This window comes from Streptomyces sp. NBC_01381, assembly GCF_026340305.1.
Classification (GTDB): Bacteria; Actinomycetota; Actinomycetes; order Streptomycetales; family Streptomycetaceae; genus Streptomyces.
Genome location: NZ_JAPEPI010000003.1, coordinates 417,414 through 430,696, shown reverse-complemented (window position 1 = coordinate 430,696; position 13,283 = coordinate 417,414). Strand labels below are relative to the sequence as shown.

The window sequence follows — 13,283 nt, the reverse complement described above, 5'->3', positions numbered from 1 at the left end:
CTCGCGGCGGGGCGCCCTGTGTGCGTTCCGAGCGTGCGTCAGAAGTTGATCATGTGCCCGGCCAGCCCGTGCACGGCCTCCTTGACCGCCTCGCCGAGCGTCGGGTGGGCGTGCACATTGCGGGCGACCTCGTGCACGGTCAGGTCCCACTGCTGGGCCAGCGTGAGCTCGGGAAGCAGCTCCGTGACGTCCGGGCCGATCAGGTGGGCGCCGATGATCTCGCCGTACTGGGCATCGCTGATGACCTTGACGAAGCCGACCGTGTCGCCCAGGCCGTGCGCCTTGCCGTTCGCCATGAACGGGAACTTGGCGACCTTGACGTCGAAGCCCTTCTCCTTGGCCTGCGCCTCCGTCCAGCCGAAGCTGGCGATCTGCGGCTGCGAGTAGGTCGCGCGCGGGATCATCGGGTAATCGAGCTCCATCGTCTCGGCGCCCGCGATCGTCTCGGCGGCCACCACACCCATGGACTCGGCGGTGTGCGCCAGCATCAGCTTCGCGGTGACGTCACCGATCGCGTAGATGTGCGGCACGTTCGTGCGCCCGCGGCCGTCGATGTCGATGGCCCCGCGCTCGGTCAGCGCCACGCCCGTCGCCTCCAGGCCGTAGCCCGTGACGTTCGGCGCGAAGCCGATGGCCTGCAGGACCTTGTCCGCCTCCAGGATCTCCTGCTTGCCGTCCTTGCCGGTCACCGTGACGCGCACCTGCGGGCCCGACTCGTCGATCGACTCGACGCGGGTCGAGGTCTTCACGTCGATGCCGAGCTTGCGGTACTGCTTGGCGAGCTCCGTCGAGACGTCCACGTCCTCCAGCGGCGCGATGCGGTCGAGGAACTCGACGATCGTGACCTTCACGCCGTAGTTGTGCAGGACGTACGCGAACTCGATGCCGATGGCTCCGGCGCCAGCGATCACGATGGACTGCGGCACGCTGTCGGCGAGGATCTGCTCCTCGTACGTCACCACGCGCTCGCTGCGCCTTGTGCCGGGAAGCAGCTTCGGCGTGGCACCCGTGGCGATGATGCAGTTGTCGAAGCCGATGGTGGCGGTCGTGCCGTCGGACTTGGCCACCTGGAGCGTGTTCGCGTCGAGGAAGGTGCCCCGGCCGTCGAACTCGGTGATCTTGTTCTTCTTCATCAGGAAGTGGACGCCCTTGACGCGGCCGTCCGCGACGGTGCGGCTGCGGTTGAACGCCTCGCCGTAGTCGAAGGACACGTTCCCGTCGACCTTGATGCCGTACGTCTTCTGCTCGTGCGTGAACAGATGGGCCAGCTCGGCGTTGCGCAGCAGCGCCTTGGTCGGGATGCAGCCGACGTTGAGGCAGACACCTCCCCAGTACTTCTCCTCGACGACCGCGACCCGCTTGCCCAGCTGGGCGGCGCGGATGGCGGCCACATAGCCGCCGGGTCCTGCTCCGAGCACGACGACATCGAAGCGGTCTTCCATGGGGAGGTCCTCTCTGGTGGAACGTATCTCGCGTACGTCCGATCATGCGCCATCCGGCCGCCTCATGGGCGGGCGGGTGCCCGATGGCGCGCCGCTGCCGGGCGGTGCTCTCCTCAACCGCCGCTGTGGGCGCACCTGTTGGTGATCGGGACCGGGTTCACCTGGCCGTGAGGCACGGGATAGTGTCGCCGCGACGGAGCCAAGACCCATATCCCTGTTGGCAGAGGTGGAGAGCGCACTGTGGCCGGTGACGAGCAGTCCGAGATGACGTCCATTCCCTTCGACGTGCCCACGTCGGCACGCGCCTACGGCTGGATGCTCGGCGGCAAGGACAACTACGCGATCGACCGCGAGTTCCTGCTGCGCACGCTGCCCGACTTCCCCGAGTGCGTCGACATAGCCCGGCAGAACCGCGAGTTCCTCTTCCGCGTGGTGCGCCATCTGACCCAGGCGGGGGTCCGCCAGTTCATCGACATGGGCTGCGGCCTGCCGACCGACGACAACGTCCACCAGGTCGCGCAGCGCTTCGCGCCGGACGCCCGCGTCGTCTACGTGGACATCGACCCGATCGTCCTCGCACACGCCCACGCGCTGCTCGCCGACGACGCGACCACCACCGTCATCACCGGCGACATGCGCGACCAGGACGCGATCCTCGATCACCCCGACGTGCGGCGCCTGATCGACTTCGACGAGCCGGTCGCCGTGCTGTTCCTCTCCGTGGGGCACCACCTGAGCGACGCCGACGACCCGCGCCGCGTCCTGCACACGATCATCGACCGGGCGGCCCCGGGCAGTTACCTGGGCTTCTCCCAGGTCGTCGCCGACGACCCGGAGCGCGGCGCCGCGATGACCGCGCACATCTCCGGCAGCGGCGTCCCCTGGCAGACCCGCACCCCCGGCGAGGTCGACGCCCTCCTGGAGGGCCTGGAGCCGGTGGAGCCCGGTCTGCTGAACCTGGTGGACTGGCGCCCCGACGCCGACCAGCCGCCGCTCGCCCCCGTCCACGAGGACCTGTCCCCCTACCTGGGCGCCACCGAGCACAACAAGGGCATCTACGAGTACGGGGGTTTGCTCCGCAAGGGGTAGCAGTACAGAATGGCGTGCATGATCCAGCACCTGACCGCCGCCGTGCGGACCTTCGGGGTCCCGTGGCGGCGCGGGTGCGAGCGATCGGGTCGCTAGCTGCCGGAGCGCGTCTCCGCAGTACTCGGGGTTCCGCTCCGGGCCACCGACCCGACTCACTCGCCACTGAGGATCACCATGACTGTCACGTCTCCCGCATCCCCCACATCTCTCCGCGATGCCCGCGTCCCCGCCGACGGCATGTACGAAGGGCGCCGCACCCTGCGCCGCGTGCCCGAGGGCTGGGAAGAGCACCCGTACGACCTGTTCGACGTCGTCCCGCAGGGCCGCCTCATCGGCGCCGAGATCCGCGGCGTCGACCTCGCCCGGCCCCTCACGGCCGCGCTGCGCGAGGAGCTCAACCGGGCCCTCCTGGAGTGGAAGGTGCTCTTCTTCCGGGGCGCCGGGATCACCTCGGAGCAGCAGCGCGCCTTCGCCCTCAACTGGGGCGACCTGGAGACCAATCCGCTGCTCGCGCGGGGCTCGGCCGAGGATGTCGTCCGGTTCGACAAGGGCGGCAGCGCCACACCGACGTACGAGAACGTCTGGCACGCGGACGTCACCTTCCGCGAACGGCCCGCGCTCGGCGCCGTCCTGCAGCTGCGGGAGATGCCGCCGGTGGGCGGCGACACGATGTGGGCGGACATGGCGGCCGCGTACGACAACCTCCCCGACGACGTGAAGGCGCGCATCGAGGGGGCGCGGGCGGTGCACGACTTCATCCCCGGCTTCGCCCGCTTCTACGGACCCGAGAAGCTGATCCCGCTGCAGGAGCAGTTCCCGCCGGTCACGCACCCGGTGGTGCGCAGGCACCCGGAGACCGGGCGGCGGATGCTCTTCGTGAACACTTCGTTCACCACGCACATCGTGGGCATGGAACGCGAGGAGAGCGACCGGCTGCTCGGCCATCTGGTGCGGCAGGCGCAGGTGCCGGAGTACCAGGTGCGGTTCCGCTGGCAGGCCGGCGACATCGCGTTCTGGGACAACCGCGCCACCCAGCACTACGCGGTCGACGACTACGCCCCGCACCGCCGGGTCGCCGAGCGCGTCGCCATCGCGGGCGACCGCCCGTTCTGATCCGTTTCGCTCAAGACCGCATCGTCCGCCGCCACTTGACCTCGCCGTCCTGCCACTCGTCCGTGGGGCTGAGCCCCGCGGCGGTGGCGACGGCGGCCGAAGCGTGGTGGTCCGGGTGGACATGGGCGATGACGCGCCGCACGTCCGGCTGCCCCGCCAGCCAGTCGACGAGCCCACGGGCCGCCTCGGCGGCGATGCCCCGCCCCTGCCACGGAGTCCCGATCACCCAGGCGACCTCCGCGACGAGTCCGGGACCGTCGGGGACGAGGGTCGCCTGCACCGTGCCGGTCAGCCGGTCCTCGTCGCGCAGCCGGACCACCCAGTTGCACCAGGAGACCGCCGGGTCGGGGGACCCGGCGGTCATCCGCCGGTAGCGGGCGCGCAGCGCGTCGGGACCGTCGGGAGCACCACCGATGAAGGTGTGCAGGGCCGGGTCGGACAGCACGCCGGCCATCTCGTCGGCGTGCTCGACCGTCAGCGGTACGAGGACGAGGCGGGCGGTGGCGATCTCTTGGGAGTCGATCCGTGTCATGGAAGGACATCCTTCAGCGGGCCGGAGCGGCACGCGGCAGCGGCCCCCGCCAGGGCGCCCGCCCCGGCCCCGGATCCCTGTGATGTGCGTCATGCGGACGTCGCCCGGCCCGCTCACCGGGGCAGACTGGCAGCTGGATCAAGGGGATCAAGGGGATCAAGGGGATCATGGGGATCGAGGAGGAGCCGGTGGACCGAAACGCGCGACGCGCGGTCAAGGCGGCCAACGCGGGCCGGGCAGGTGCCCGTTGACCACTCAGGCGCAGTGCACGCTGTCCGATCTGCTGGTCCTCGACAAGACGGCGGAGGACCGCTATCAGGCCCCCGTCGTCGTCGAGGAGAGCTTCCCCCTGTACGGCGGGCAAATCGCGGCCCAGGCCCTGCTCGCCGCGGGTCTGACCGTGTCGGGGCGTCAACTCCCGCGCTCGCTGCACGCCGCCTACCTCCTGCCCGGTGACACCACGGCCCCCGTCGACTTCGAGGTGGAGCGGGACCGGGACGGGCTCTCCTTCTCCGCGCGCCGGGTCGTCGCCCGCCAGCGCGGCAGGACGGTCTTCACCATGTCGGCGTCCTTCCACGAGCCGTCGGCAGGGCAGGACACCCAACTCGGCGAACACCCGGCCCCCACACCGCCGGAGGAATCGGAACCCTTCGAGATGGGACGCTTCCCGCTGCTCGAATGGCGGCTTCCGGCACAGACCCAGCCGTGGGGCCGGGGCAGGCCCACCCGGCTGTGGGCGCGCACCAAGGACGCCCTCCCTCAGGACCCGCTCCTGGACGCCTGCGCCCTGACGTACCTCTCCGACGTGTCGACCGGCATCTCCGGCGTCAGCGGCGGCGGCAAGTACGCGGGCATCACCCTCGACCACACGGTCTGGTTCCACCGCCAGGTCAGCTTCGACTCCTGGATCCTCCTCGACATGATCCCGAAAACCGTCGCGCAGGGCCGCGGCTGGTACACCGGCGGGATGTACACCACGGAGGGAACACTGGCGGCGAGCCTGGCCCAGGAGACACTGTTCCCTCCGGCCGGACCGCAGCGGTGACCGCGTGTTCAACTTCGGCATCGCGGGCTACGAGCCGCGGTGGACCAACAGCCCTCGCGCCGCCGAGGCCGCACACGGCCACCGGCTGAGGGCGCTGACCGGCCGCCCGCTGACCGGGTTCTGGCCGGCCTGGGACGTGCGGGACGACGAGCGGTTCGCCGACTGCCCCGTCCTGCTCGACTTCGGCGGCGAGCAGGTCGAGATCAACCACTGGACGTCGAACTCCTCACATGGTCCGGCGACGACGCGGCCCATGGCTCGATCGAGGTCGGCTTCGTCTTTCCCGAGGGCCGCATCGCCGTCCACAACGCCCTCGACGAGAACGGCCTGTCCTTCGACTCACCGGACCCGCTGTCCCGACCGGTCACCCGGCGCGCGGCCCAGTAGCCGGGGTCAAGGCGCGATCCCCACCCCGTCGATCCTGCTCCACGCCTTCTCCTGCGCGGCCGTCATCGCGGGCCAGGAAAGGCCGCCGGGGCGGGGCCTGACGCGTGCGGCGTACGGTTCGGGGCGGAAATCCGGGGTGTAGAAGCATCCGCTGCCGTACCGCTCGTCGAAGGCTGCGCAGGACCTTGCGATCGAGTGTGCGGTCGGCTTGTCGTCCGTTCGGGCCCAAGTGTCCAGCGTGGAAAGGGAATTGGCGTACTCCGAATCGCTGAGTGCGCTGTGCTCCGTCTCCGTCGTGAACGTCTGGACGAGGTGGTTCTCCCGGCCCGCGCCGCGCAGCGTGGCCCGGTAGGCCGCCTCGTGCTCGACGAAAGCCGTCGGGTCGTCGATCGCGTGCAGGGTGAGGACCGGGATCGACACCCTGCCCGTGAGGTCGCTGTCGTAGGAGAGGTCACGGCGGGCCGTGGGGTCGGGCGAGAAGCGTTCGACACCGGCGTTGAGGGCCTTGTCGTCGTGTGAACCCGAGTACGTGACGCCTCGGTTGCCGAACGGATTACGGCCGTCGAGGCGGCTCGCCACGATGTCCCGGAAGGTGAACGTGGCGAAGCGCAGATGCGATTCGATGGCCCGTTCAGGGATGCGGGTGACGGCGAGGATGTCGTCGAGGTTGCGCTGCTGCAGGGCCGTCCGGTCCGCGGGCGGTGTCGCGTAACCGGTGCATTCCTGGAGGCGGGAGCGCAGGCCCGCGGCCGTCATGGTGGAGTCCGCGCGCAGCCCCTGCCACAGCGGGTACTGGGGCTCGCTGGGCCGGGGATGGTTCCGGCAGTAGTACTGGTAGACCACCCGCAGGTCGACGCGGTAGTCGTAGCCGCGCGAACCCCCGCCGAGTACGCCGCTGGTCAGCAGCGCCCCGTCGTACACCCCCGGCCGCGCGCCGTACGTCTCCGCGACCTTGGCGGCGACGTTGCCGCCCCAGGACTGGCCGTGCACGTAAGTACGCCGCGGCGTGCCGAACTCCTTCACGAACAGGCGGCGTACGTTCTCGGTGTCGGCTGCGGCCATCCGCGTGCCGTAGCCACCGCGACGGTAGGCGGAGCCGGCCCAGGCGTATCCCTCGTCGACCATCACCGCCGACCGCTCCAGGTCGTCGGCGCTGCGGGCGGGGTCGGACGCGTCGCCGAGGTCGGGACCGCCGTGGGCGTGCACGACGAGGGAGCCGTTCCAGTCCGAGGGCACCGCCATCGTGTAGTGCGCCCCGTTGGCGTCCTGCCCGCTGTAGCACCGCGCCGTGTCGAGCAGGCGGGGCGGGCAGGTCGTGGGTGCCGGGCCCGAGGTCTTGGCGTGGGTGTCGGTCGCGGTGCCGAGCGTGCCGAGCAGCACGGCGGCGAGCGCGGCCGCCAGGGCCGCCGGGCGGAGCCGGCGGAACTGGGATCTCCGGGGCAGGGGCGTCGGTGCGTCAGGTCTGCTCATGGGAACGGCTCCCGTGGGTGCTCGGCGCTCGGTGCGCGGTGCTCGGCGTGAACTTGCGCTGCGAGCCGGGATGTTAGGAACCGCCGGGGGCGAGGGCCACCGTTTGGATCATTGCGTTCATAGTGTTCGGCCGGCTGACGGTCCGCCCCGCCGTGCCGCGTGCCCCGCGGCGGACCGTCAGCCGGGTGCCGCTACCGCACCAGGCAGGGCCGCTTGCCGTCGAACTGCCAGCCGGGGACCAGATAACGCATCGCCGCCGCGTCGTCCCGCGCGCCCAGCGCCTGCTCGCGGTAGAGCTCGTGGGCCGCGAGCAGGCGGTCCATGTCCAACTGGACGCCCAGGCCGGGGGAGTCGGGGACGGCGATCTCCCCGTCGACGATGCGGGGCGGAGCGGTGGTGAGCCGCTCCAGGCCCTCCTGCCAGATCCAGTGGGTGTCCAGGGCGTTGTACTCACCGGGGGCGGCCGCCCCGCAGTGCGTCACCATGGCCAGGGAGATGTCGAAGTGGTTGTTGGAGTGACAGCCCCAGGTCAGGCCCATCGCGTTGCACAGCTGGGCGACGCGCACCGAGCCCTGCATGGTCCAGAAGTGCGGGTCGGCCAGGGGGATGGAGACCGACTGCAGGGCCAGGGCGTGGGTCAGCTGCCGCCAGTCGGTGGCGATCATGTTGGTCGCGGTGGGCAGGCCCGTGGCGCGACGGAACTCCGCCAGGATCTCCCGCCCGGAGTAGCCGCCCTCTGCCCCGCAGGGGTCCTCGGCGTAGGCGAGCGTGCCGACCAGCGGCCGGCACAGCTCGACCGCTTCGCGCAGCGACCACGCGCCGTTCGGGTCCAGGGTGATCCGGGCCTCGGGGAAGCGGTCCTTGAGCGCGCGGACCGCCTTGACCTCCTCGGCGCCCTCCAGGACACCGCCCTTCAGCTTGAAGTCACGGAAGCCGTACAGGTCGTGGGCGGCCTCGGCCTGACGGACGATCGCCGCGGGCGACAGGGCCTCCTCGTGCCGGACGCGGTACCACTCGACCTCGGAGTCGGGTTCACGGACGTAGTCGAGGTCGGTGCGGTCGGGGTCGCCGACGTAGAAGAGATAGCCCAACACGCGGACCGTGTCCCGCTGTTGGCCGTCTCCGAGGAGCGCCGCGACGGGTACGTCGAGGTGCTGGCCCAGCAGGTCGAGCAGGGCCGACTCGACGGCGGTGACGGCGTGCACGGTGGTCCGCAGGTCGAAGGTCTGGTCCCCTCGGCCGCCGGAGTCGCGCCCCGCGAAGCGCTCCCCGATCTGCTGCAGGACCCGCTTGTAATCGCCCGGCGTCGCGCCGACGACCAGGGATTCGGCATCCCGCAGGGTCTGGGTGATCTTCGCGCCGCCGGGTACTTCGCCGAGGCCCGTATGTCCTTCGGAGTCCTGGAGGACGACCACGTTGCGGGTGAAGTAGGGGCCGTGTGCGCCGGAGAGGTTCAGCTCCATGGAGTCACGGCCTGCGACGGGATAGACGGCGTACTGGGTGATGGTCGGCTGCCCGGCACTCCGGTTGCTTCTCTTGCTCATCGTCGTCAACATCCTTGTATGGGAGGGGAGTTAAGGGGGGGATTCGGGGTTAAAGGCCGAGGATGTCGAGCGGTCACTCGGCGGGGACGGATCGGCCTCTTGCGGAGCAGGGCAGGGAACGGAGTTTCACCAAAAGGGCGAAGGGCCGCTCGCACGGTCGGGTAGGGTGCACGCGTGCGACGCGAGAACCAAGCGCGTACATCGTGCTGATCGAGAACCAAGACAGCACATGCACCTCCGAACGTTGCTGTACCAAACCGGGCTGGTTTCAACCCGGCTGGTGTTGACTGTGGAAGACCTGCTGGTCCGCTGGGCCACAGGCAGCGTGAGCCAGGAATCCCCCTGCTTCAGCTGGGAGGAGGATTCAAATGCGAGAAGGCGATCGAGCCGCAGGGCGCGGCGAGCACCCTCCTCGCGGCGTGGGTCGCCCCGGCGCTGACGTCCGTCAGGCTCCGGCCGATGCGGGGGCCGAACGCCCACATCGCCAGGATCAGGGTCAGCAGAAGTGCGATCGGCGTGGAGCCGATGAAGGCGATGAGGTGGAGGAACGGGCCATCACCGGAGGCGGCCATGTCGGTCACCGCCGCGCCCGCGATAAGCACCACGGGGAAGAAGGCGACGAACAGCGACCAGCCGAGACCCGGCATGTCCTCGTCGGCGAACTCCCCCTCGCTGTCCAGGCCCTTGGGGATGGCGGGGTCCATCGCCCTGATGAACGGGAGCCGGGGCCAGGTCAGAGCGATCAGCGCGCCGGCCGGGACGGCGATGAACAGGCCGTAGAACAGGGTGAGTCCGATGGAGGCGTGGAAGATCGTGGCCACGGCAGTGGGGCCGGGGTGCGGTGGCAGGAAGCTGTGCATGGTGGACAGGGCGATGGACATGGGAAGGCCGACCCAGAGCAGCTTCGCCCCGGTGACCCTGACGAGGGTGAACGCGATGGGCACGATGATGATGAAGGCGACCTCGTAGAACATGGTGACGCCGATGAGCATCGACGTGACCACCATGGCCACCTGGACCCACCGCGGCCCGAACGCGTCGAGGAGCCGCTGCGCGATGCGCTGGGCGGCGCCGGAATCCCCCATGACACGGCCGACCATGGCGCCGAGGCCGATGGTGAGCATCGTGTCGCCGATCTGGCCACCGATGCCTTCGGAGAGTACGTCAGGGATCTTCTCCAGCGGTATGCCGCGGACGACGGCGACACCGACCGCCACGAGCAGCAGCGCGGCGAAGCCGTTGAGTCTCAGCCTGGTCATGAGGAGCAGCAGGATCAGAACGCTGATTCCGACTACGACGAGAGGCAAGGCAGTTCCCCTTTGAACTGTGGATCACGTGGCGCGGCGGCGCGCGGACGGCTTCTCGTCAGGCCGTTCGTCGTACGGCGCCCACCAGGGCAAGGCCGTCGTCGAGCACCGCCGCGTCGTCGCCGGTCCGCAGCGCGGTGAAGAAGGCGCATCCGATCTCGGGCGCGAAGGCGTGGACCGCCGATGAGTACGCGGGCACGCCCACGGTGGCGTACGCGCGAGCCTGGATCTCCGCGGTGGCGGCGCCGTTGAAGAAGAGGAAGCCCTCGGGGGCGGCGAGGGTGAGGCGCTGCAGCCGGTCGAGATCGCTGTGCCCGTCCTTCAGGCCGATGACGGTGGGGATGGCGGCGATACGGCGCAGCCCGTCCGCGGTGAAGGTGACCGGGCCGCGCTGGTAGGCGATGAGCGGCAGGCGGGTGCCTTCGGCGATCCGGCTCAGCTGCGCCACCAGGCCGTCCTGCGGGGCGGCGACCAGGTAGTGCGGAAGGACCAACAGGGCGTCGGCGCCCGCCTCTTCGGCGATACGGGCGAACCGCCGGGCCTGCGCCCAGCCGTACCCGATGCCGGCGACCACGGGCAGCCGGCCGCCGGCCGCATCGACGGTCGCTGCGACGACCGAGCGGTACTCGTCCTCGTCCAGCGCGCTGAACTCGCCGGTGCCGCAGGCGGGGAAGACGGCGGGGGAAGGAAAGGACTCCGCGTGCCATGCCGTCGCGTAGCCGCTGGGTGACGTCCTCGGGCTCCGTGTTTGACCGTGTCATGCATCGCGTCCTTGTATGCAGATGACGTTCGTATATGAGAATGGAGGCTAAGTTGGTGAACGCGAACGGGTCAATGGGCGCGGTGAAACGGATGGGTGAAGTGGATGAGTGAGGCGGATTTACGATGGGCCGCATGCCGGAGAGCGCAGGGTTCCGCGGGGCGGACAGAGGCGTCCGTGGAGTGAAGTCGGCCGCCCGAACGGTCGCGTTGCTGGAACTCCTCGCCGGGCGCGGCGACCGGCCGGCCCGCCTGGACGAACTCGCCGCGGAACTCGGCGTACCGCGCAGCAGCATGTACCAACTGCTGCAGACCCTCGTCGACTGCGGCTGGGTGCGCTCCGACACCACCGGTTCGCTGTACGGCATCGGGGTCCGCGCACTGCTCACCGGTACGAGTTACCTGGACGGCGACCGGCGGGTGCGGGTGGTCCGCCCGTATCTCGACGCCGCCTCGGACGCGCTCGGCGAGACGATCCACCTGGCGCGGCTCGACGGCCCCTACGTCGTCTACCTCGCCACCCGCGAATCACACGAGTATCTGCGCACCATCAGCAGGGTCGGCCGCCGGGTCCCGGCCCACGCGGGCGCCCTGGGCAAGGCGCTGCTCGCCGAGCGCTCCGACACCCAACTCCCGCTCCCCGCCGGGTCATTGACCGCCGTCACGGAGAACACGCTCACCGACCGCACCGCGTTCCTCGCCGACCTGGCGGGCGTGCGCTCCCGCGGCTACTCCATCGACCGCGAGGAAACCGTCCCCGGCATCGCGGGCTTCGGCTTCGCCCTGCGCTACGACACCCCCGCCGTGGACGCCATCAGCTGCTCGGTCCCGGTGGCCCGGCTCACCGAGGAACACGAGGCCCGCATCATCTCGGTGATGCGGGAGACACAGACGAAGATCGAGAACTTGCCGTCACCGGGGGCGGGTGAGCCGGACTGGTGCTGACCGGTGGCGCAGCGACTGGTGGCCGCGGCGCAGATGGGCCTGTTCGGCCGCGTTCTCGGTGCGGGCGATGGCGGCCTCGTAGGCCAAAGCCGCTTCGTCCGGGCGGTCCAGGCGGCGCAGCAGGTCCGCCCGGACGGCGTGGAAGACGTGGTAGCCGTCCAGGGCTAGACCGTCGACCAGGGCCAACGCCCGTTCCGGGCCCTCGACTTCGGCCACCGCGACCGCGCGGTTGAGCGCCACGACCGGGCTCGGGGCCACCACCATCAGCTGGTCGTACAGCAGGCGGATCTGACCCCAGTCCGTGGCGGCCGCGGTCGGCGCGTCGCTGTGGACGGCGTTGATCGCGGCCTGGATCTGGTACGGGCCGGGACGGTTGCGCCGCAGGCAGCGGCGTACGAGCTGCTGTCCCTCGTCGATCAGGGCGCGGTCCCAGCGGGTGCGGTCCTGGTCGGCGAGGAGGACGAGTCCGCCGTCCGGCGCCGTGCGCGCCGCCCGGCGTGACGCGGAGAGCAGCATGAGGGCGAGCAGGCCGAGGGCCTCGGGTTCGTCCGGCATCAGCTCGGCGAGGAGACGCCCCAGGCGGATCGCCTCCGCGCAGAGGTCCTCGCGGACTAGCGCGTGACCCGAACTGGCCGTATGCCCCTCGTTGAAGATCAGGTAGACGACCGCGAGCACCGCGCGCAGCCGGTCGGGCAGGTCGGCGTCGCCGGGGATCCGGTACGGGATGTGCGCGTCGCGGATCTTCCCCTTGGCCCGCACGATGCGCTGGGCCATGGTCGGTTCCGGTACCAGGAACGCGCGGGAGATCTCCGTGGTGGTGAGCCCGCCGAGCAGACGCAGGGTGAGCGCAACCCGCGCCGCCGGGGCGAGCGCAGGATGGCAGCAGGTGAAGATCAGGCGCAGCCGGTCGTCGCGCACGGGTCCCTCCTCTCCGAAGGGGCTGTCCTGGGCGTGCAGCAGGGCGGCCTGGGCGTGCCGGTCGGCGCGGGACGCCTCCCTGCGGAGACGGTCGATCGCGCGGTTGCGGGCGGTGGTGATGATCCAGCCCGCCGGGCTCGGCGGCACGCCGGTGGACGGCCACCGCTGCACCGCCGTGGTGAACGCGTCCTGGACCGCCTCCTCGGCGACATCGATGGAGCCGAAGACGCGCACCAGGACGGCCACCGCGCGCCCGTACTCCTCGCGGAAGACGCGCTCGACCACCCCGGCGGTGACCTCAGTGATGTCGGTTGCCATCAGCGGGAGTCGGGCCGCAGCGGGCGGACCTCGACCGGCAGGGTCGCGGCGCGGGCCAGCTTGCGGCCCCAGGCGAGCGCCTCGTCGAGATCGGCCGCCTGGATGACGGTGAACCCGCCGACGTGCTCCTTGCCCTCGACATAGGGGCCGTCGGTGGTGAGCACGTCCTCGTCCTTGAGCCGCAGGACGGTCGCCGTGCTCGCCGGGAAGAGTCCTCCCGTGAACACCCAGGCGCCCGACTCCTTGAGCTCGGCGGTGAGCGCATCGAGGTCGCGCACGATCGGTTCGAGGATCTCCGGAGCCGGGGGCTCGCCGTCGGGCTGGTAGATGCTGAGCACGTACTGGTTCATGGCTGCTTCTCCTCGGCGGATCGCGCTGCGGGCCGGCCCGTTGCCGGTCTCTCACCCTCCATAC

The 13,283-nt window shown here is 70.6% G+C and carries 10 protein-coding genes and 2 pseudogenes; 4 read left to right on the top strand and 8 right to left on the bottom strand.

Annotation, left to right across the window (positions count from 1 at the left end; translation table 11 throughout):
* Positions 1-38 precede the first annotated feature (38 nt).
* The gene (gene lpdA / locus OG453_RS40185) at positions 39-1,442 is read right to left on the bottom strand and encodes a dihydrolipoyl dehydrogenase (protein WP_266873659.1); all 1,404 of its coding nucleotides are present in this window, start codon (positions 1,440-1,442) and stop codon (positions 39-41) included.
* A 264-nt stretch (positions 1,443-1,706) separates the two neighbouring features.
* Here lpdA and OG453_RS40180 point away from each other — a divergent pair, with 264 nt between their 5' ends.
* On the top strand, positions 1,707-2,531 hold the full coding sequence (locus tag OG453_RS40180) for an SAM-dependent methyltransferase (RefSeq protein ID WP_266873658.1): 825 nt from the start codon (positions 1,707-1,709) through the stop codon (positions 2,529-2,531).
* 174 nt (positions 2,532-2,705) lie between these two features.
* On the top strand, positions 2,706-3,644 hold the full coding sequence (locus OG453_RS40175; protein WP_266873657.1) for a TauD/TfdA family dioxygenase: 939 nt from the start codon (positions 2,706-2,708) through the stop codon (positions 3,642-3,644).
* 10 nt (positions 3,645-3,654) lie between these two features.
* Here OG453_RS40175 and OG453_RS40170 read toward each other — a convergent pair whose 3' ends face one another.
* Positions 3,655-4,176, bottom strand: coding sequence for a GNAT family N-acetyltransferase (locus OG453_RS40170; protein ID WP_266873656.1), 522 nt, complete (start codon positions 4,174-4,176; stop codon positions 3,655-3,657).
* A gap of 247 nt (positions 4,177-4,423) precedes the next feature.
* On the opposite strand from OG453_RS40170, the gene OG453_RS40165 reads away from it, so the two are divergent.
* Positions 4,424-5,221: an acyl-CoA thioesterase II gene (locus tag OG453_RS40165; protein ID WP_266873655.1), complete on the top strand. Its 798-nt coding sequence runs from the start codon at positions 4,424-4,426 to the stop codon at positions 5,219-5,221.
* A 393-nt stretch (positions 5,222-5,614) separates the two neighbouring features.
* On the opposite strand, the gene OG453_RS40160 is transcribed toward OG453_RS40165, so the two are convergent.
* The 4 genes and pseudogenes from OG453_RS40160 to OG453_RS40145 all read right to left on the bottom strand — a co-directional run.
* Positions 5,615-7,078, bottom strand: coding sequence for a S9 family peptidase (locus OG453_RS40160; protein ID WP_266873654.1), 1,464 nt, complete (start codon positions 7,076-7,078; stop codon positions 5,615-5,617).
* A 191-nt stretch (positions 7,079-7,269) separates the two neighbouring features.
* Complete coding sequence (locus OG453_RS40155; RefSeq protein WP_266873653.1) at positions 7,270-8,622, bottom strand: enolase C-terminal domain-like protein; 1,353 nt, start codon at positions 8,620-8,622, stop codon at positions 7,270-7,272.
* A 410-nt stretch (positions 8,623-9,032) separates the two neighbouring features.
* A pseudogene (locus OG453_RS40150) lies at positions 9,033-9,929 on the bottom strand (SLC13 family permease); the annotation flags it as partial.
* A gap of 115 nt (positions 9,930-10,044) precedes the next feature.
* A pseudogene (locus OG453_RS40145) lies at positions 10,045-10,690 on the bottom strand (dihydrodipicolinate synthase family protein); the annotation flags it as partial.
* A 133-nt stretch (positions 10,691-10,823) separates the two neighbouring features.
* On the opposite strand from OG453_RS40145, the gene OG453_RS40140 reads away from it, so the two are divergent.
* Positions 10,824-11,633, top strand: coding sequence for an IclR family transcriptional regulator (locus OG453_RS40140; RefSeq protein WP_266873652.1), 810 nt, complete (start codon positions 10,824-10,826; stop codon positions 11,631-11,633).
* Here OG453_RS40140 and OG453_RS40135 read toward each other — a convergent pair.
* Both OG453_RS40135 and OG453_RS40130 read right to left on the bottom strand, forming a co-directional pair.
* Positions 11,601-12,869 (bottom strand): RNA polymerase sigma factor, encoded by a 1,269-nt coding sequence (locus OG453_RS40135; RefSeq protein ID WP_266873651.1) that lies wholly within the window; start codon positions 12,867-12,869, stop codon positions 11,601-11,603. The two genes, OG453_RS40140 and OG453_RS40135, sit on opposite strands and share 33 nt — an antisense overlap.
* A complete protein-coding gene (locus tag OG453_RS40130; RefSeq protein ID WP_266873650.1) occupies positions 12,869-13,219 on the bottom strand; it encodes a YciI family protein in 351 nt (116 codons plus the stop codon). Before OG453_RS40130 ends, OG453_RS40135 begins: the two co-directional genes overlap by 1 nt.
* Between the last annotated feature and the right edge of the window lie 64 nt (positions 13,220-13,283).